Origin of the sequence: Alteromonas profundi, from assembly GCF_010500865.1 — a bacterium.
GTDB lineage: Bacteria > Pseudomonadota > Gammaproteobacteria > Enterobacterales > Alteromonadaceae > Alteromonas > Alteromonas profundi.
The window spans coordinates 33,803-54,182 of the sequence record NZ_JAAAWN010000002.1; the positions used below are offsets into that span (position 1 = coordinate 33,803).

Sequence of the window (20,380 nt, forward strand, 5' to 3'; positions counted from 1 at the left end):
TACTGTTATCAGTACCATAGCGATAGAAACAAAAAATATGCACCGTTATGATTCAAATGTATTTTTTTGGTGCAATATAATACCGTAAGAGAGAGGGGCAATGTCTTTAACAACACTCATCCAACAACTCCCAAAGGCTGAATTGCATTTACATATTGAAGGCAGCTTAACCCCCGAACTTATGTGGCAGCTGGCAAGTAAGCATAATATCACAATTCCATATAACAGCGTGGCTGAGATACAAGCGGCATACCAGTTTTCTGATTTGCAAAGCTTTTTGGATATTTACTACGCTGGGGCAGATGTTTTGCGCGACCAAGATGACTTTTATGCCCTGATGTGGGCCTACCTAACGCGCTGCTACGAAGAAAATATTCTTCATACTGAAATTATGTTCGACCCTCAAACTCATACGGCCCGAGGTATTAGCTTTGATATTTTTATGCCGGGTTTTCTACGCGCCATTGAAGAGGCGAAAGAGAAGTATGGGATAAGCTGCTTATTGATAATGTCGTTTCTGCGCCACTTATCCCAAGAAGATGCGTTTACTACGTTACGGGAGGCAGAGCCTTATTATTCAGCCATTACTGCAGTAGGTTTAGATAGTTCTGAGTTAGGTCATCCGCCTGAAAAATTTGAGCAGGTGTTTGAAAAAGTAAGAGAGTTAGGTTTTAAAGTGGTAGCCCATGCTGGAGAAGAAGGCCCTGCTGAATATATATGGCAGGCAATAAATTTACTGCACGTAGACCGTATCGATCACGGCGTTAAGTGTCAGGAAGATGAATCGCTTATGCAGTATCTTACAGAGACGCAAGTTCCTCTTACAGTATGCCCGTTGAGTAACTTAAAACTTTGCGTTATTGATGATATGCAGAAACACAATATTCTAACGCTAATGGAAAGAGGTTTGCTCGTTACAGTAAACTCTGATGACCCCACCTATTTTGGTGGCTTTTTGAATGCGAACTTTGCGGCACTTGCTAACGCGCTTCCTATTACCGAAACGCACATAAAGCAACTGGCTAAAAATAGTTTCACTGCAAGCTTTTTACCTGAAGATAAAAAGCAACACTATATTCGACTTATTGATGCCGCGTAGACAAAATCAGCCTGCGCCGATGTTTATTACGCCGATGTAGGAGCAAGCTTCGGGAGTTCTTGTTCAATCGTTTCGACAGTGGCAGTTACCGTTTTGTCAAAAATCGCCAATTGCTCGTCTATGCTATCAAGTTCGCTCGCTTTGGCGAGTTGTTCTATTTTGGCAGCCACTCTATGTAATGCCGTGGCCCCAATATCCCCCGCAGCACCTTTAATGGTGTGGCTTGTAAAACGAATAGATTCTACGTCTTGCTGGCTTACCGCAGTGGTTAAAGCAGTGCGTTTTGGCTCTATTTGCGCGAGAAACATGTTCGCTATGGTTACTAATAGCGAACGGTTTCCCCCAAGGCGCTGAAGCGCTTCTTCTGAATCCCAAAGACTAAAAGAGAGGTCGCTTCCTGTCTGTGCTGTTTTCATGCCCATGGTAATCCTTCATTCGCTGGGTATTAAATAATTCTATCGTAGTTCTCGGTACACTTTTCACTTTCGCCGAATAAAATGCAAAGCGTCATCAGGCGTATGTGATGGTGTATCACTTTGCGATAGGAAAAGTCACGAATAACTGGCCAGTTTATACTAAAGAATAATTATTTGTCACCGTGCAATAGCACAAGAGCCGCCCGTGTTTCGAAGGTATTTATTTGATATGTAGCAATTTAATCCTTAACAAGATCCCTCGGCGGAGTATTTGGGTATATCTTAGTCGAAAGTATAGTGGCTGAACTGAAAATTAGGCATATGCTATGCAATACTGATACAGTATTAGGGTTTAGGTCGTCAAGATCTGGACAGCACAAAGAAACCACACTCACCATTTTTCCAGTGTTGATAAAATTTTATGCAGTTAGACCTACAACCATATCAAGCATGTAATGTTCTTATTGTTGACGATGAGACAATGAGCAGAATGCTACTCTCTAGCGTACTAGCACCGCACTTTCATTGCGAAACCTGTGATAGTGGGCAAGCGGCTATTGATTATTGTCAAAACCATAGCCCCGATATCATTCTTCTTGATATGAATATGCCGGATATCGACGGCCTTACAGTATGTAAAAAACTAAAATCTCAAGCGCATAGTCAAAATATTCCAGTTATATTTGTTACTGCATCGATAGATGCAGAAATAGAAAATGCTTGCTGGGAAGTAGGGGCGTCTGACTACGTACTAAAACCTATTACTGCGTCCACCCTTGTGCATAGGGTGAAAAATCATCTCCAAATTACACTGCGTACAGCGTTGCTAGAACGGATGACGTTTCACGATCAGCTTACCGGCTTGTACAATCGAATGTACTTGAACCAAGAAATTCCCCTTATGATTAAACAGGTAGCGCGAGACGGCGATAACATAGGTTTAATTATGGCCGATATTGATCACTTTAAGCTTTACAACGATCATTACGGACATCTACAAGGCGATGAATGTCTCCAACGTGTAGCCTCTATTATTAAATGCCATGCATTGCGACCTAAAGATGCTGCCATCCGTTTTGGTGGAGAAGAGTTTTTAGTTATTTTGCCTTATACCGATAAAGAGGGCACTGAAAAGGTGGCAAAAGACCTTATTGCTGCCGTATTTGCAGCTGACCTTCCTCACGCAAAAGGAGTAGAAGGGAAAGTGAGCTTGAGCGCGGGTTTCACTGCTTTACCGGCAGCAGAAGTCATTGACCAAGGTATGATTTCGTTTATTGAGCATGCTGACGTACCGCTTTATAAAGCCAAGAAATTGGGCCGTAACCGCTGCGAAGGGTAAATAAATATAGCCTATTGTTTAATTTTCATCTGACTGAAAATCGCTAAACTAACCCCTTATAGAATAGTAGCTAACAAAATATTTTGATGTTGTTTTGCTGAACAAACCTAAGGTGGAAACCCATGTCAGACTCTGTGGGTATATCGGGCGTTGAAAGCGCTGTTAAGCGCTCTCAGTCTGAGCGAATTGAACATTTATTACAGTTAGGTTGCGCCTCTTTAGGTACGCTCCAGGGCGTGCTCTTACGTATTTCTGATGATTTCACCGAAGTGATTGCTCGCGCCAACGCAAGCTTGCCACCGCAACTTACGTTAATTCCCGATTTCCCTCTCGTCAATGTGATGGCCCTCCCGCAACGCCATTTTGATGCATCTGAAGAATTTAAACATTGGACCCATCTTTATTTGGGAACCCGGGAGTTTGTACGCGGGAGGCTACATACCTGTGCGGGTCACACCCTAGTATTGTTTTTTGTACCACCTTCTGATCTGTCGGTTGAACACTTAGATACCACGAAACTTGAACTTATTGATGGCTGGATGGAAAGCCTTCTTTTTCATGATGCACGTAACGACTCTATGCGTAACCAAGCGCTTTATGAAAAATTACAAAGTGTTGCCAATATTGGAACATGGGAAGTTGACTTGGTGAACGATACAATAAGCTGGTCGTCGCAGACCCGCGTGATCCACGAGGTTGAGGACAGTTACCAACCAGATATGGAAACCGCCATTTACTTTTACAAAGAAGGCTTTGATCGAGACGAGATCTCACGACACATTAAGTGCACTATTGAAACAGGCGCCCCGTGGTCTTCAATATTGAAACTGGTTACGGCGAAGGGCAATGAAGTGTGGGTAGAAAGCCATGGCATGGCCGAAATGATAGACGGTGTGTGCGTGCGGCTGTTTGGTACTTTTCAGAACGTGAGCAAATCGATGGAGCTGCGCTTAGCGCTAGATAAGCAGCGCGCAGAAGCGGTTGAAGCCTATAACGCGAGGGGAGAGTTGCTTTCGCGTATTAGCCATGAACTAAGAACCCCTCTAAATGGCATTACAGGTATGTTGCAGGCCTTACGCTTTGAACAGCGAGAAAAAATTCGTAAGAAGAAGGCTGAACTTGCGTTACGCAGCGCCAATAAATTACTCCAACTTATCAATGATGTGCTTGATTATACCGAGATATCGAATGGGCGCTTTACATTGAGCCCTAGTGACTTTTGCGCGCTCGCCCTTGTGGAAGACATAATTGACGTATTTAAACCGCTGAGTGAAGAAAAAGGGCTAACCCTTTATACACAAGTAGATGTGCCTAAAAATACTTACCTAAAGGGCGACGCAGCTAGAATAGGGCAAGTTATCGATAATTTAATAAGTAATGCGGTTAAATACACGCACCAAGGACACGTACGCGTACATCTATCCCTCGATAAATCTGAAGCCTGCCCTGCTATTCATATTAGGGTGGAAGATACCGGCGAAGGCATGTCGAAAGACACGGTGAAAAGCATATTTACCCCACTAATCCATGGCGACAAAACATCTGTATCGCGCAATACAGGCAGTGGTTTAGGCTTAACTATTGTAAAGCAAATAGTGGATAAAATGGGCGGTAAGATTAACGTGAATACGGCGCTTGGAAACGGCTCTGTATTTGAAGCCTCGCTTCCGGTTGAATATGCGTCTTGTACCGAGGAATCGTCTAATGCGGTTAGTTGCATACCTAAAAGATTACTCAAGGTGCCTTTATCGCTGCTGGTGGTAGATGACAACGATATCAATCGAATGGTATTGAAAAGTATGCTGGAACAATATAACTACTACGCAGATCAAGCGGAGGACGGGCAGGTGGCTATTGATAAAGCGAAAAATCGCCGATACGACATCATTTTTATGGATTGTGCCATGCCTGTGCTCGATGGTGTGTCGGCGACCAAAGAGATATTAGAAAAGGGATACTTGGCTGAACACGGTAAAATTGTGGCTGTCACTGCCAATACTACAGACGCTGACAAAGCAGCGTGCGAAAACGCGGGTATGGCGGCCTTTCTTAGTAAACCGTTAGATCAAAGTGCAATTTCTAGCATTTTAAAAGAAGTACTGTTGAACAAAGAAGGGCTTGTCCAACAGTTTTAATGCAAGATAAAACCTCGCTACTTAGACACGGGCGGGGTAGGAAGCGTAGATTTGCGTTCACCCCAATTACCTATAATATCTTCAATTACCACAGCGCCTACCAAATAAGCAGATTCAACCGCTGATTGTAGCGCGGCATAACCTTCACCTGAACTTTCCATTTCTAAGTTTTGAGCCGCGGTTAAGCCGTTGGGTTGCATAGTGAAATTACTCGCAGTGCGTAAAATAAGTACCCTGTCCTTGTCAGCCAAGTTGGCGGCATCTAAGTAGGAGAGTGCTTGCAGGGTAGCTGAGTCCTCCATGCCAGAGGTAACAAAATTGCCTTGCTGTTTTGTCCAATAAGAAACCCAATCGTTGGCCCAGTCATTTAGTAATTTGCCGTGCCAAAAGGTAGACGCCGATAGATGAGAACCCGTCATTATACGGGGTGGCTGCTGCGCCAGTGGAAACCCCTGGTACTTTTTACGCAAATTATCCATAGCAAGGTTATTAGGCAGTGTAATGTCTTTAGTTAACTCAAACGCCCATTTCTTTAGCGAACGATTAAGCACATACACTTCACCGTTAGGTGCGTTATCAGGGTCAACGTTTTGCGCATTCGCATAAGGGCTGTGCGTAAATAACGGAAAATAACCCGTAGACCAATCATCCGGTATTTCTCTGGCATCAATTTGATGAGCAAGATCGCCATCTACTACATAGTCAGTCCACACAGCTGAACCGATAGTACCGTCTTGAGGGTCCATACCCGCAATACCTGCCACTAGCCAATAGGCGTTTGATAAATCAAACCTAGGGTCTAAACCTAACGCCATTATGGCCGCTGATGCACGGGCAATACCCATGCCTGTCACTATACCTAAAACCCCCGTTTCTTGGTTTACATAAATGTCATGGTGCCCATGGGGCAATGGGTAACGGGTAGTTAACTTCTGTCCCTTCTTCCATAACTGAAATTCGCCGGCCTTATCGCCTTCATCTTCACCAATTTCGAACATAGAAACAACAACAGCCTTTATCTCAATAGGCTCAGGCGAGTTTGCCATTGCGTTAGTACTGATCATAAAGGCTGTGGAAATTAATAAAAGGGAACGTGAAAAAAACTGCATGGTATTCCTCTGGTAAGTTGAAAAAAAGGTAAACCTGTAGCAACAGGTTTACCTTTAGTATTAGCTATAAAGTGTAAGTAGCTTAAAATTTATAAGCGAATTTTGCACTCCAGTGACGAGGTAATTCAGGTAATACAATCTGACTACCGAAAAGATCGGGGAAGTTAGAACGGAAATAGCGCTCGTCGGTTAAGTTTTTCACCGTTACATTAACGCTCCAGTCGTCACTTTGATACGAAAATCCGGCGTTAACTAATGTGTAAGCTGGCAGCATTACTGAGTTTGAGAATCCAGATGCAACTTCTTCTACATCAACCACACTCACGTTCGCGGCATAACCGTTCTGGAAATCGTAAGTTGCGGTAACGGTGAAGATGTTTTCAGGAATACCTGCTTTTTGTGCATCAGTGTTATTTGTGTCAGCGCCAACAGCGTTGTTACCAATTACGTTGCCTCCGAAGATTAACGAAGGATCGGAAAGGTTAATTAAATCTTCAGCACCAAGGAAACCGAACTGGCTACCTCCCTCTAATGCCGTAAGGTTAACAACTTTTATGTTGGTGTAGCCTGCTGACACAAGAAGGTTTTCGTTAACGACCCAGCGAAGTTCGAACTCGGTGCCTTTATTGTTCGTGGTGTTGTTGGTGATAGCGTTTTGCGCATTAAAGTCTGTACGCTCTTGCTCAAACGAAGATAGCGCAAAATAAAGCGTATCGTCGAGCAATGAACCTTTAATACCAAACTCCAACAATTCTGAGGTGTCGAATGCACCGCCACTGGTTACTTGAGCCACACCGATTTCAGCGCCTTGGCCTGCCACCAGTGTTGCTTGTTCGGCTGCAGTAACATAGGGAATAAGGCCCCATTCTGTGTCAAAGGAAATGCTGGTATTCCACGACCACCCATCTACGGTGTTTTCTGCATAAACCGGTGTTTCATCACCGCTAGCGCCTAGCAATAAGTCTGTGCGTGATGTGCTTTCAATGTCGATAGTGTCGTAGCGCAAACCAAGTACTACATTTAACCCCCAATCCCAGGTTAAGTCTGTCATGGCTCCGAAACCTAAGTCGAGGTAGTTACCTACATCATAGTTATCGAAGTTCTTTCCTGAACGGGTAGAAAGTAGACGTTTGTCTAAGGCTGAGGACGCCATAGTAAGGTCGCGACGGTTAAAGTACTCGAAGGTGTAGTCATCACCATGGGTGAAGTCAGTGTAGCGAATTGAGGGTGAAAACTGGAACTGCGCCAACAAGCTGTCTTTTTCATATTCAGTCGCGAATATAAGCTTATCTTCTACTACCCAGCTATCGTGGAATTGAGAAAAGCCGTAAGCGTTTTCATTTAGGTTGTCGTACGCATCGTAGAATAACTGGTTTTTGATTTCCCAATTATCAGTGTAAAAAATAGTGTCAAAATAAAGCGTGATAGCTTCATTAACTAACTGATCTTCAGGCGCAACGAGAACTTGGTTTCCACTTAACGTGGCTGTTCCAACGTTTTCCAATGACATCAGTTCAGTCACTTCACTATCGACGAAATCCGACGGATCACCATAAAAATAGCTCGCCCCGCCAATATTGACTGCGCCATATTCTTCATGGCTGATAACACCATCACCGTCAGTATCTAGCGGTTGCGCTGTACCTGTAATATACGTACCGTCATCAACAAGATCTTGAGTTAAACGGTTCCAACCGGCTATTTGGTTCCCGTCGTAATCGTGGTACATACCACCGAATTCAAAACGAAGGCTGTCTGAAGCGTCTATATTAAAGGAGGCTTGTATCACACTTTGGTCGGTAGCAGAATTATCATAATAGCTACCTGAATTCTCTACTTCACCATACAGGTAGTAACCTAGTTCTTTGTCACCAACAGTAGCGGGGCCGCCCACTTCTGCGGTTAGTACACTTTTGTCCCACGACCCTGTTGTATACGACATCGCACCCGTAGGTTCGTCGAGATATTGACCAGAGGATGCGCGCGCCGATTTAGGGTTAAAGTTTAAGTAGCCGCCTATTTTCGATGGGCCGTAAATAGGAGAGGCCGGGCCGCGTACAATATCAATACGGCTAGAGGCCCCAATTGGTGTTGGGTAGTTACCTGGGTTATCTAGGCGTTTCACGCCTCTGAAGTAGTTTTCACCTGGTGTACCACGCACATCGAGGGAGCCAGCCACACCAAAGAATGACTGGGTAAACGTACCCGGTGCAAAAGCCACTAGTTCGTCAATATCAGAGACATTAAAACGCTCCATCTGCTCTTGCGAAATGGTAGAAGCGGAACGAGGGGTTTCTAAAATAGACTTACCAAAACCAAACACAGATTCTACGTCCTGCCCAGGCAGACTGCCTAATGAGCCTTTAATTTCTATTTTTTCTACATCTGCGTCATCGGGTACAGAGACGGGTTCTTCTGCTATAGCAAAAGTAGACGCTGATAACGCTATGCCCGCAGTTAGGGCTCGCGCAAGTGGCGTTAATTTAAATGGTGTGTTGGTCATGGTTTCCTCGTTATTTTTATATACTGTTGAAACTGTTGTTCTATGCAGGTGTTCACCCGTAGTGCATACCAGTATTTAGCACAATGAATGCCATGTTCCTGTCCAAGTGGTCAGTTATTTTATTTTTGTAAGCGGCTGTTTTTAATGAAAATTTTTTGAGCGCAACTTTACGTTTGTTGCAATTGTGTAAAATGTTATTCAACTTTTTTATTCCGCCACTCGTCGATGGTGCCTAATGGGGCACGCTGCACCACCATGGCTCACGGTAAAACGTTACTTGGCTTTGAACTCGTAGGAGAATTTATAGGTTCTTGTGCTGCGTTTTCCTTAGCAGGGTGAGTTCCAGGAAGGGTTAGGTCGAGAAGCACGGCGGTTAACCCCGCCGAAGTAACCGGTGAAAGTAAGATATTTTTAAGCCATACAGGTAATAGTGCTAACGCTTCAGGAACCATCATTACCCCAATAGCCATACCCAATGCGCAGGCAGTAATAAGACTGCTTCTTCTATCTAACGCATAGCTAGCAAGTAGTTTCAAACCACCTACGGCTACCATGGCAAACATTACTAAGGTAGCGCCGCCAAGAACAGGCTTAGGAATAGCTTGCAGTATTCCACCAATTACGGGAAATAAACTAATAAGAACAAACATAGCACCCACATAGCAGCCCACTTTCCGACTTGCGATACCGGTGAGTTGAATAACGCCATTGTTTTGCCCGAAAGTCGTATTTGGAAAGGTGTTGAATACGCCAGCTAAAATAGAGTTGGTGCCGTCGCCAAGTATGCCACCGCGTATACGAGAAAGATAAAGCGGCCCAGTAACAGGCTCTTTGCAAAACAAACTGTTGGCAGTAAGGTCTCCTGCTGTCTCAATGGCACTGAATAGATAAATGAGTGCGATGGGTAAAAACAGATGAATGTCAAAATCGATGCCGAAAGCAAACGGGCGGGGTATAGCAACTATGGGTAGCGATGTAAGGTGAGTAAAGCTTATCCCTTGGGTGAAAAACACATACAGTGTACCTAAGATCATACCAATAAAAATGGCCGATAGGCGTAACCAGTGGTTATTTGACGCATTTAAAAACACGATGGCAAGTAATACGCTAACGCCAATACCAAGGTTACTGAGACTGCCAAAGCCTTCTGCATTAAATCCGCCTGCTAAGTCAGTCATACCTACATTAATAAGCGAAAGACCAATGGAGGTAATCACGATGCCGGTGGTCAATGGCGTAATAATACGTTTAAGGTGGGTGATAAATAAACTAAATATAACTTCAACGAACGCACCAGCAATGGTTAGACCGAATAGCATGGCTAACACATCCTCATTACTGCCCCCCTCGTTTTGCACTTTTGTGCCTGCTAACAAAAGCGCGCTGATAAAGGCGAAACTGGTTCCCTGAATAGCCACTAGGCCGCTTCCAACCGGGCCTATACGTTTGGTTTGAATTAACGTACCTACACCGCTGACGAACAAAGCCATACTTATTAGGTAAGGCGTATACGCTAACAGCCCAAGGGTTGCGCTAATAATAAGGGTGGGGGTGATAACACCCACAAAGCTGGCGAGCATATGTTGGCCCGCGGCGGTAAGGCACGCCACGGTTCCCGGTTTATCGTGTAAGCCGTAAATAATATCCTGTTGCTTTCCTTGCATAATTATTGCCCCCCTTGGGCGCACAGTAGTGGTTCGTAGCTACACATAAACCCGCTGTATGAAATTACCTTTTTCTGCGCCGTGTTATTTAAATACCCTTGCTCAAAACGGTCGAAGTTATCTTCAAGGGTTTGCAGTAAACGCTGTTTATCGTCCTTGGCTAGAAAGCTAAACGCTAAACTGTTACGACTAAGTAACTTAAGCTCTTGCCAGCTAAGGTTAAACTGGGTAACCGCCACATAGAATTCATCGGTTAGTCTTGCATCCCACATACCTCTATCGTCAGTGGATAGCGCAGTAGGAATACCGGTACGTAAATACTGGGGGAAAGGGTGTTGGCTAAAATCTTGGATATATTCGAGTTTAAAATTAGAGATAAGGTTAGTTTCAATCAGATAGCGATTGTTGCGCATAAGTAGATAGGTATCGGGATCTGATAAAAGGTTGATACCGTGACCAATACGATCGACCCCTAAAAGCAAGGTATCTCTAATATTTTCACTTGGCGACACCGATTCCCCTGCATGAAAGGCTAGGTTAATCTTTGGGTAACGCGTGCGTAGAGAACGAAGGGTAGATAAAAAATTAAGTGGGTGTCCCTTTGGATCATCTTCTCTGCCCACAAGGTTTATACCTACGTAATAATCTCTATGGTTATCGACAAAGGCATATATCCATTTAAGCTGCGCATCGGTATTGGGAGTAAACCGTACAAGGGCATATTGAAACTTAACCGTCACACCGGTTAGCTTTGCTTCGGCACTTGATAGCATAGTGGTGAAAATAGCCAGCGCCTCATCTTCTGAATAAAAACTACCATCAGGGCGCTTCATGAAGCGAAGGTTTTGTTGGGTCTCTAAGTAGAGTAAGTTTTCTTGCTGGTATTCCTGCATATTTCGGAGCAGGATGTTGGCCATGATATGAGGATTAGCGATAAGCTCGTTTAATCGTTGCCAGTGACGTTCAAAAAATTCATCCTGCCCCTCGTAAGGTTTATCTAGCTCTAAGCTTTGAATAAACCCCTGTATTTGCGCTTCATTTAATTGCGAAAGCGCTCGGTACTCTTGTTGTCTACACGCCGAAAGTTCAGACCAGGTGTGTTGCGATATGGTGTGAAATAAAAAGGTTACAGCGTTAATGCTAAACGTATTGACACCATATGGCTCACAGTTGTTGTTTTTTACTCGGGTATAATAGCTATAGCCCCCGTTTTTTTCGCTATCGGCCGCTAGCTCAAACCACCATTTACCATAGCCTGAACCAGACAGGTGATGATGCAAATCACCGCCTTTTGGCATCTGATACAAAAATTGATAGAGAGCCTGCGGGGAAGCGGTTTGTTTAAAGTTACGAAACCAATCATCCATAGATTGCGACGAAGATTTTGCCCATACAGGGGCAATAAAGCTGGTGAATAAAAGAATGAAAAGCAACCGGTAGCTACGGGCAAACAACATACAAACTCAGTGTTAAGGGAAAACCCACAGCCTGCAATTTATTGACCACTTGGTTAGTGGGTGAGTAAAAATGTAACTTATTGAAACTATTGATAAATGCAGGGTTGCCTAGGGGCTCGATTGGTGGGGAGACCCATCAATGCATTAGAATAAAGCGAAAAGCATAAAAAAGCGCACCATTATGGTGCGCTAATCGGGCGCGTGTTCATGCTGAAATTAAAATTGCACGCTATCGTCAAGGGTAACAAAAATAGAATGCCTGACTTCGTTGTACATGGCTTTAGAGCAATGTCCTTCACCTTCGGTATCTTCAAGCAGCAATACATCACCTGCACCGAGCACGTGGCGTTCACCGTCAGATACCGTAAATTCAGCTCGGCCCTTGAGGATAAATAATAATTGGCGCGCCGGCGCAGGATGCCATTTAAAATCATAATCAGCCGGGGTTTCACGGAAAATTACTTTACCGGCTGCGTATTTCTCAGATAATAACCCGATAGGGCCGCCATCGGCTAAAGGAATCTCTACTTCACCAAAATGGCTCTTACCCTCTTCATCGTTGTATATCCTTTTGATTTTCATTGTTTGTTTTACCTATTAATTATTACCTATCAATCATGGTGCAATGTACTAATTGTGTGGTGCAAAACACTTAAACTCGCTGCCACATCATCTGTGGTTATAGACTCAGCCGGGTGGTGGCTAATGCCGCCTTTGCAACGCGTAAACAGCATAGCGACTGGACAGATATCTGCCATGGCCATAGCATCATGACCTGCGCCCGAGGCCAATACTTTGGTTGGGATCCCGCTGGCTTCAACCCCCGCAATCAATGCGTTTTGAAGCGCACCATCACAATGTACCGCAGGTGCACTATGGGTTTGTTCTATTTCTAATGTGACATTGCGCAAGGTGGCAATGTCATCAAATTTTTGCAAAATCTCGGCCAACACCGCATCTCGTAAGTTATCGTCTTCGCTACGAATATCTAACGAAAACAGGGTTCGGCCAGAAATTACGTTAACCCCATTAGGCGCGTTTTCTATTTTACCCACTGTGGCCACTACGCCGGCGCGCTGCTGACTTATTGACTCTACCGCTAACAGCATTTCAGCACTGGCACAAAGCGCATCATGACGCATGGACATAGGTACTGTTCCGGCATGGCCCGCCATCCCTTTTACCGTAATGTTGAAGCGTTTAGCTCCAGCTATGGCGCTCACTACGCCCACCGGTAAGTTTTCCTGTTCTAGAACAGGGCCTTGTTCGATATGTAGCTCTAAATACGCCAATACATCGGTAGCTGAGATAGTCGCGCTGTTAATGTCATCAAAGCTTAATCCGAAGTCGGCCATGGCCTGCTCTAGCGAAACTCCCTGATTATCTTTTAATCTGCGCCACGAGTCTTGCCATTTGCCAGTTAGTGCTCGACTGCCTAATAAAGTGGTACCAAACCGTGTGCCTTCTTCGTCACAAAAACCAACAATATCAATGTGGTATGGGAAGTGTTTGCGTTCACCATTAAACAAGGCCACCAGGGAAATTGCGGCCACGACACCCAGCATGCCATCGTACTTTCCGCCATTAGGTACGGTATCTAAATGGCTGCCTAATATGAGCCTTGGGGCATTGGGCACAGTAGAGAGGTATCTTCCCCAAATATTCCCAGCGGCGTCTTGCCACGTAGTCATTCCGGCTTCAATCATCCACCCAGAGGTTAACTGGTTAGCCATTTTGTGCTGTTCGGTAAGATAGCGCCTGTCTAGGCAGCTTGGGTCTTGTGTTAACGTACCTAAAGTTTCACAACGCGCCATAACTTGCGCAGCGGCATCCGCAAATTCATGCATTCGCCGCCTCCGCATATGTGCTTAGTGCGGCATCTACGCCGGCGCCTGCGGGCAGCGTCATACCCTGCATCCGAAGCACGGTTTCCAGAGATTGCAAGGTATTTAATACTGCATCTTGGCGGGCGTTGTAACCCATTGTGCCGATACGCCAGATTTTGCCTTTTAAGGGGCCAAAGCTGGTGCCAATTTCAATATTAAATTGCAGTAGAAGGGTTTCGCGTACCGCTTCTCCATCTACTTCATCTGGAATGTACACACCCACAACGTTATTCATTTTGTGTTTAAGATCGCCAAAAGGACGCAATCCCATGGCTTGAATGCCTGCTAACATGGCATCACCCGCCACTTTATGGCGTGCGATAACCTGCTCTTGGCCTTCTTCTAAATGCACGCGAGCGCATTCTCTAGCACAGTACAGCATGGTTGCGGCTTCGGTGTGATGGTTCAACCGCTCATCACCCCAATAATCCATAATCATAGGTAGGTCGAAATAATTAGAGCGAATTCTTGGGCCCCGTGCCGACTGATGATGTTCATCGCGTATACCCGCTTCTACATGATGGCGGGTACGCACCGTTTTAACAAACTTATCGCTTAACGTGATGGGCGCACTGCCTGATGGCCCGCCAAGACATTTTTGAAGCCCTACTGATACTGCATCTAATTTCCACGCATCTACTTCTAATGGGTTTCCCGCTACCGAAGCGGTGGCATCGCAGTAGAAAAGTACATCATGCGCTTCACAAATAGCACCAATATCGGCTAATGGTTGCAACATAGTGGTTGATGTGTCGCCCTGTACAATGGCAAGCATTTTGGGTTGTACTTCTTTTATTGCTGTCTCAATTTGTTCAGCTGTGAATACTTCGCCCCAAGGTACTTCAATGGTATGCACCTCGGCATCAGCGCGTTCCGCTATTTCGGCTAGCAAATGACCAAAGCGTCCGAAGATAGGCACTAAGACCTTGTCGCCAGGCTCGATAGCTGAAACCAATACTGCTTCGATTCCGGCGCGAGATGTACCGTCCACCAGGAACGTTTGTTGGTTTTTGGTATTAAAAACCTCGCGATACAACGCCATAACTTCGTTCATATAACCGGTCATTACGGGGTCGTATTGACCCACTAATTGTGTAGACATGGCCGATAGTACGCGGGGGTAGCAGTTAATCGGCCCCGGCCCCATAAGTAATCTTGGGGGAGGGGTAAGGGGAGAATAGCGGGTCATGAAAACACTCCTATAGGAAGACTTGCGCTAACATGCGCAAACCAGTAATGATGAGAACGACGGCGAAGACCTTTTTAAGTAGGCCTGCATCTAGCTTGCTTGCGATACTTGCGCCTATGGGGGCAAACAACACGGTAAGCGGCACAATGCATACAAAACCTAAAAGGTTAACGTAACCGTAGGTAGCAAACGGTGCATCGGTAGGCGTGTTGCCTACAAATAACAGCGTAAGGGCGGCGGGTAGTGAAATAATAAGGCCCACTGCAGCAGCAGTACCCACAGCGCGGTGAGCCGGGTAGTTGCAAAAAGTAAGCGTAGGTACCGTGAGGGTTCCGCCGCCAATGCCCACCATAGCGCTAAATAAGCCTATGCATGCGCCCATAATAGACTGGCCCACACGGCCGGGTAGGCTATTTACTAACGCATCTTTTTTACCCACTAACATATTGATAGCCGATAGCGTAGCGATGACGCCGAATAGCAGGGTTAAAAATTTAGCATTTACTACGGTGACCAAATAGCTGCCTACTAAAACACCGATTAAAATAAACGGCGCCCAGGCTTTTAGCAGTGCGAAGTCTACGTTACCTTTTTTTCGATGCGCGTTAATAGAGCTTACCGATGTAGGGACAATGGTGGCCAACGAAGTAGCGGTGGCAATAACCATTGCACTTTCAGGCGATACACCAAGCGCTTGGAATAGAAAAAATAGTACGGGTACAATAACAATACCGCCACCTACACCAAGTAGGCCCGCCAGCAAACCAGCAAACACGCCGGTACCAATTAACGATAAAATTACCGTTAAGTTATCTATAAGAAATTGCATGAAATCTCGCTTTTGTTAGGGTGATGACTCAGTCTTTTTTGGGGCGGCCAACAATGGCTTTGCCGTCGCTTCGCGGGTCGCTAGCACCGCTAACCACGCCGTCTGCCTGTCGAATAATCGCGCCAGCGTGACCCATAAGTTCGTTGCACGGATCTACGGTAACCATGTCGTGGCCTCGTGCCAGAAGACTTTCGCCAACATATTCAACCAAGTCCCGTTCCGCTTTTAAGTTATGGCTTTCGTCGCCCCATGTACGGCCAAGTAACCAGCGTCCCAGCGCAATCGCTTTATCGATAGGCTGCTGGTGATACACATGGCGCGCAAATACAGCGGCTTGCGTTTGCGGTTGTCCTTCCCCGCCCATTGTGCCGTAGCTCATTCTTCTGCCATCGGTAAGTTCGGCGAAGGCAGGGTTTAGTGTATGAAACGGCCTTAAACCTGGGGTTAAGTACTGCTTGCTACTGGGGTCTAGCGAAAACGAGGTACCCCGATTATTCCAAACAATACCTGTACTTGGGCTTACCACGCCGGAACCAAACTCCCAATATAGTGACTGGATATAGCTCACCATTCTGCCTTCACTGTCGCAGCAGCCCATCCAGATTGTGTCACCAGGTTTCGCTACATGGGGCCAAGCTAGGGCGTTTTCCAAAGATATTTTTGCCGCCATTGCATCAAGTGCGTCATCAGTAAGAAGGCTTTGCAAATCGATGTCACAGCGAGATGGGTCGGTTACGTATTCGTTACGCGCGATAAACGCCTGTTTAGTACATTCAATAAGAAGGTGTACCATGTCAGCATCGCTAGTACCTAGGTGTTGAACCCTGTCATATAAGGCTAAAATAATAAGCGAGGCTACCCCTTGTGTCGGTGCAGGTAAGTTGTACAAGGTTCCTTTGCTGGTATTAACCTGTAACGGCGTAACACGCTGCGCGTGATAATCGTTAAAATCTGCCAACCGTATAGGGGAGCCTGCCGCGGCTAGGTCGGTAGCAAGCTTTTCTGCCAGTTCGCCGCGATAAAAGTCATCAAGGCCTTTATCAGCAAGGTGAGCGAGGGTTTTTGAAAGTGCAGTTAGCTTTAAAATTTTGCCCTTTTTAAGCGCTTTTCCTTTGATCAAAAACGGTGCAAAGTTCTCATCGCTCGCCAAATCATCGAAGGTTTTATTACTGGCATCGGTTAAACTTTGGGTAACTTCTATTCCCCAGTTTGCTTGGCTAATTGCGGTATCAAGCAATGTATTAAGCGATAGACCGGTTTGCCATTCATGGCTTATCTTGAGTGCTTCACTCCATCCAGCTACCGCGCCGGCCATAGTGAGGGCTGCTTTCCCTCCACGGCTTGGTATCGCGTTATCGGCCGCATAAAAATCTGCGGTGGCAGCTTTAGCGGCAACACCGGATGCGTCGATGCCAATAGGCGCTTTGCCAGGTTCACTAATTAGCCAAAACCCGTCGCCGCCTAAGCCATTCATATGCGGGTATTCAACCGCAATAGAGGCCGCAGCAGCAACCATGGCTTCAATGGCTGTTCCGCCTTTTTCTAAGATACCTAAGCCTACTTGTGAGGCTGCAAAATGGGGTGCAGTAAATGCGATGTTCGGTTTTTCACTCATTGTAGTTTCACTTCTTGTGTAGACTGCGATTTGTTGGTCCGTGCTAAATACGCTGGCTGATTATTTTACAAGTGTTTGCGCCAACGTTATTAAAGCAAGATCGCTGCCTTTTATGCCCACCAGAGATAATCCACATGGGGCATTGTGTAGGGAAAATAACGGCAAATGTAATTGTGGAAGGCCAGTTAGACCTGCTATCGCGGTTAACGCGAGCAAAGCATTTCTATCATTTGCCAGCGTTTCGTCGTCGGCATCGCAGCGAGGTGCGACACCCGGCGTGGTTGGTATTACCAAAATATCCGCGTTCTCAAATAGCGTTTCAATGTGCTTTATAACATTGGATTGTTGCGCTTTTGCGGCATCAATTTGTGCTGTGGTAATGGTTTTACACCAATTCAACCGCAGCATAATATCGTCTGCGATATCCGGTTGTTGTTGATTTAGCCAATGGCCATGTTGCTGCCAAATTTCGCCCCCTTGTAATACTCTAAAGGTGTCGGCGGTGGCTAATTGCTTAATATCAAGCTGATCTGGCGCCAGTTCTATACAATGGTACGTGAGTGCGAGTTGCGCTAACCATTCATCACATGCCTTTTTGTGCGCCACCGTCTCAAACAAGCTTCTAGCTATAGCAAACGTAGGGGTGTTGTAGGCGCGTTGTTGGCTATTTTTAGCTAAACACACCTTGGCTACTGCTAAGAGGGTATCTATTTCTTTTGTCATCCAGCCAACGGTGTCAAAAGAAGGCGCTAACGCTACCATATTGTCGCAAGGAATAGCCCCATGGGTGGTGCGAATACCCCATAAACCCTGATAGCTAGCAGGTACTCGAATAGAGCCGCCGGTATCAGTACCTAGCCCGACATCCGCTTGGTCAGTACTTACCGCAACAGCCGACCCTGATGAAGAGCCGCCAGGTATATGCTCGGGCGCTGCTGGGTTTACCAGAGTATTGTAGTGCTTGTTTTTGCCATTTAAGCTGTACGCTAATTCGTCGGTAATGGTTTTGCCGACAAATTGTGCCCCTGCATCAAGTAGGGCAGTTACGGTGGAATTCGTTGTCGTGGGTGTAGAATGGCTTGCTAACCAGTCGGGGTTACCCGCAGCGGTAGGTAAGCCTGCCATATGAAAAAGATCTTTTACCGCAAGGGTATAGCCCGTCAACGGGGCAGATTCAACGGGCGCAGTAGATGTACTGGCTGACGTAAAAGCATCGGATGTAGGTACGCTTACAAATGGAGAAGACACAGTAGACTAATTGGTTAAGTTATTAATGCTACCATGAAACAATCGTTTCTATTGTTTGTCAAGTGAAACGTTTGTTTCTTGTTGGGGTTTGCCGTTTCATCGGTGTCTTTTATTTGCTCTTTTCAAGCTCATCAAGCGAGGCATAAGTGCGGGTAATAGCACTAACCCGTTCGCTCGCTTCATTCCCTAGTAACGCGTATGTATGGTTGCATATAGCAGATATTAAACTCATCGGCGCTGCGTAACTATCAAAAGGCGCGTTATTACCTAAGTGACACACTAATAATTGTGTGACTTGGTTGCGGTACACTTGTCCGGTAGGGTCGGTGATTAAAATTACCTGCGCGTGTTGTATGGTATCCAAGACAAATTTAAACTGCCGAGTACGCCTTCGAAACCCTAGCAGCACCACCACATCATCCTCACCTAAATCGACAATGTCCTCTCCCAAGGTTTGGCCGGGTTGGGGGAGCAGTCGTACCGACGTTCTAATTTGCTTTAACTGTTGCCTGAAATGCAATGCTAAGGGATAAGCGTTTCGAAAACCGATAAGGGTTACCTGCTTGGCGTTCGCTAAACGCGTAGCAATATCGTGCAGTACCTCTTCTTGTACGTGGGCAAAAGTTTGCGATAAATTATTAAATTCGTGCTCTTGATGGCTAGTGAATGAAGTAGGGGTGTGTACGGGTACACCTTGCTCACGCAACGACAAATGGGTGTCTTTTGCTTGCTGATGCGAGTTAAACCCCAGCTGGCGAAAAAAACGACTGACGGTGGCTTTGGATGTGTGCGTTTTTTCAGCAATTTGTGCGGTAGATTGAGAAATTACTGCCAAGGGTGCTTGTTGCAGATATTGAGCTATACGCTTTCCTGCCGGGGATAACGAGGCATAGTGTTTTTCAATTTGTTTTAACACATTATTCGTTTTTTCACTCGTCATAGTGATCAGGTGCTCTTCGCTTAAAAAACGCCAATTTAGGACGTAAAAAGGCCAGTAAAAATTGCCTTAACTCTGTTAGACCTACACATTTTTATGTTTGTACGCCATTTTGGCTAAGCATATATGAATGTTAGCTAGTTTACTCATTTTTACACTTAACTAAAAACATAAGTGTATCCAATGACTTAGCATTAGTGAAAAAGAGTAACACAGAAATATGTCTATATTGTCAAATTTGGCACTACACTTTCATAGTTACATTCATCGTTAAATTCATCAAACTGTCATCGGTTGGTAATAGTGTCGAAGTCTACCGTTTTAAAGCTGTGGTCTGAGTTAGTCTTGTTATTTGTTGCGCTTCCCTTTGCAATATTTTACTGGATTAATCATTTTGCTGATTGGTTAATGCCAATTTTAGGCATGTTAGGCTTAGGGTGCTTGGCTGTACTTTTGGCCGATAAACAGTTTCATCGCGTGCGGTTATGGCATTGGCAAGACGGTAAAACCCATCTTAAGCAGGCCTTGAAGCTATTTGTGCCTTGGGCGAGTTTGCTAGCGCTTGTGGTTTACCTGGTTAAGCCTGATTTGTTTTTACATTGGCCGTTGAACCAACCTTGGATGTGGGTGTTAACCTTACTAATTTATCCTATTGTGTCGGTTATCCCTCAAGAAATTATTTTTAGAACGTTTTTCTTTCATCGCTATAAACGCATTTTACCATCTCGCTATGCCCGCTGGGGCGCGAGTACCTTCGTGTTTGGATTAGCACATTTGGTGTATGGTAATTGGGTAGCAGTTATTATTTCTTGGATAGGCGGAGCCATTTTTGGTTACCGATACATGCAAACTAACTCAACGCCTGTAGTAGTTATAGAGCACGCGTTATGGGGCAGTTTTCTGTTTACCGTTGGGCTAGGGTCGTATTTGGTTATTGCAGGTTAATGTTTATAT

16 protein-coding genes are annotated in these 20,380 nt (G+C 45.3%); 4 read left to right on the forward strand and 12 right to left on the reverse strand.

The window, feature by feature from the left end:
• The first annotated feature begins 100 nt into the window (after nucleotides 1-100).
• Nucleotides 101-1,099: an adenosine deaminase gene (locus GTH32_RS01750; protein ID WP_163083523.1), complete on the forward strand. Its 999-nt coding sequence runs from the start codon at nucleotides 101-103 to the stop codon at nucleotides 1,097-1,099.
• 26 nt (nucleotides 1,100-1,125) lie between these two features.
• Here the strand turns inward: GTH32_RS01750 and GTH32_RS01755 are convergent, their stop codons facing one another.
• On the reverse strand, nucleotides 1,126-1,515 hold the full coding sequence (locus tag GTH32_RS01755; protein ID WP_163083524.1) for an Hpt domain-containing protein: 390 nt from the start codon (nucleotides 1,513-1,515) through the stop codon (nucleotides 1,126-1,128).
• Between the two features lie 421 nt (nucleotides 1,516-1,936).
• Here GTH32_RS01755 and GTH32_RS01760 point away from each other — a divergent pair, with 421 nt between their 5' ends.
• Nucleotides 1,937-2,854, forward strand: coding sequence for a GGDEF domain-containing response regulator (locus tag GTH32_RS01760; RefSeq protein WP_163083525.1), 918 nt, complete (start codon nucleotides 1,937-1,939; stop codon nucleotides 2,852-2,854).
• A gap of 122 nt (nucleotides 2,855-2,976) precedes the next feature.
• Nucleotides 2,977-4,989 (forward strand): ATP-binding protein, encoded by a 2,013-nt coding sequence (locus GTH32_RS01765; RefSeq protein ID WP_163083526.1) that lies wholly within the window; start codon nucleotides 2,977-2,979, stop codon nucleotides 4,987-4,989.
• 17 nt (nucleotides 4,990-5,006) lie between these two features.
• Here GTH32_RS01765 and GTH32_RS01770 read toward each other — a convergent pair whose 3' ends face one another.
• From GTH32_RS01770 to GTH32_RS01820, 11 genes are all read right to left on the reverse strand, one after another.
• The gene (locus GTH32_RS01770) at nucleotides 5,007-6,098 is read right to left on the reverse strand and encodes a purine nucleoside permease (RefSeq protein WP_163083527.1); all 1,092 of its coding nucleotides are present in this window, start codon (nucleotides 6,096-6,098) and stop codon (nucleotides 5,007-5,009) included.
• An 82-nt stretch (nucleotides 6,099-6,180) separates the two neighbouring features.
• Nucleotides 6,181-8,601: a TonB-dependent siderophore receptor gene (locus GTH32_RS01775; RefSeq protein ID WP_163083528.1), complete on the reverse strand. Its 2,421-nt coding sequence runs from the start codon at nucleotides 8,599-8,601 to the stop codon at nucleotides 6,181-6,183.
• 260 nt (nucleotides 8,602-8,861) lie between these two features.
• Nucleotides 8,862-10,265 (reverse strand): uracil-xanthine permease family protein, encoded by a 1,404-nt coding sequence (locus tag GTH32_RS01780; RefSeq protein WP_163083529.1) that lies wholly within the window; start codon nucleotides 10,263-10,265, stop codon nucleotides 8,862-8,864.
• 2 nt (nucleotides 10,266-10,267) lie between these two features.
• The gene (locus GTH32_RS01785; protein ID WP_163083530.1) at nucleotides 10,268-11,722 is read right to left on the reverse strand and encodes an amidohydrolase family protein; all 1,455 of its coding nucleotides are present in this window, start codon (nucleotides 11,720-11,722) and stop codon (nucleotides 10,268-10,270) included.
• 216 nt (nucleotides 11,723-11,938) lie between these two features.
• The gene (locus tag GTH32_RS01790) at nucleotides 11,939-12,304 is read right to left on the reverse strand and encodes a cupin domain-containing protein (RefSeq protein WP_163083531.1); all 366 of its coding nucleotides are present in this window, start codon (nucleotides 12,302-12,304) and stop codon (nucleotides 11,939-11,941) included.
• Between the two features lie 29 nt (nucleotides 12,305-12,333).
• The gene (locus tag GTH32_RS01795) at nucleotides 12,334-13,569 is read right to left on the reverse strand and encodes an allantoate amidohydrolase (RefSeq protein WP_163083532.1); all 1,236 of its coding nucleotides are present in this window, start codon (nucleotides 13,567-13,569) and stop codon (nucleotides 12,334-12,336) included.
• A complete protein-coding gene (locus tag GTH32_RS01800) occupies nucleotides 13,562-14,797 on the reverse strand; it encodes a pyridoxal-phosphate-dependent aminotransferase family protein (protein ID WP_163083533.1) in 1,236 nt (411 codons plus the stop codon). Before GTH32_RS01800 ends, GTH32_RS01795 begins: the two co-directional genes overlap by 8 nt.
• Before the next feature lie 10 nt (nucleotides 14,798-14,807).
• Entirely contained in the window at nucleotides 14,808-15,626 is an 819-nt protein-coding gene (locus GTH32_RS01805) for a sulfite exporter TauE/SafE family protein (protein ID WP_163083534.1), read from the reverse strand.
• 28 nt (nucleotides 15,627-15,654) lie between these two features.
• Nucleotides 15,655-17,241, reverse strand: coding sequence for a gamma-glutamyltransferase family protein (locus GTH32_RS01810; RefSeq protein WP_163083535.1), 1,587 nt, complete (start codon nucleotides 17,239-17,241; stop codon nucleotides 15,655-15,657).
• A 60-nt stretch (nucleotides 17,242-17,301) separates the two neighbouring features.
• Nucleotides 17,302-18,489: an amidase gene (locus GTH32_RS01815; protein ID WP_163083536.1), complete on the reverse strand. Its 1,188-nt coding sequence runs from the start codon at nucleotides 18,487-18,489 to the stop codon at nucleotides 17,302-17,304.
• Nucleotides 18,490-18,598: 109 nt separating this feature from the next.
• Nucleotides 18,599-19,429 (reverse strand): MurR/RpiR family transcriptional regulator, encoded by an 831-nt coding sequence (locus GTH32_RS01820; RefSeq protein WP_163083537.1) that lies wholly within the window; start codon nucleotides 19,427-19,429, stop codon nucleotides 18,599-18,601.
• 300 nt (nucleotides 19,430-19,729) lie between these two features.
• Between GTH32_RS01820 and GTH32_RS01825 the strand changes: the two genes are divergently transcribed.
• Nucleotides 19,730-20,371, forward strand: coding sequence for a CPBP family glutamic-type intramembrane protease (locus GTH32_RS01825; protein WP_163083538.1), 642 nt, complete (start codon nucleotides 19,730-19,732; stop codon nucleotides 20,369-20,371).
• Nucleotides 20,372-20,380: the final 9 nt, after the last annotated feature.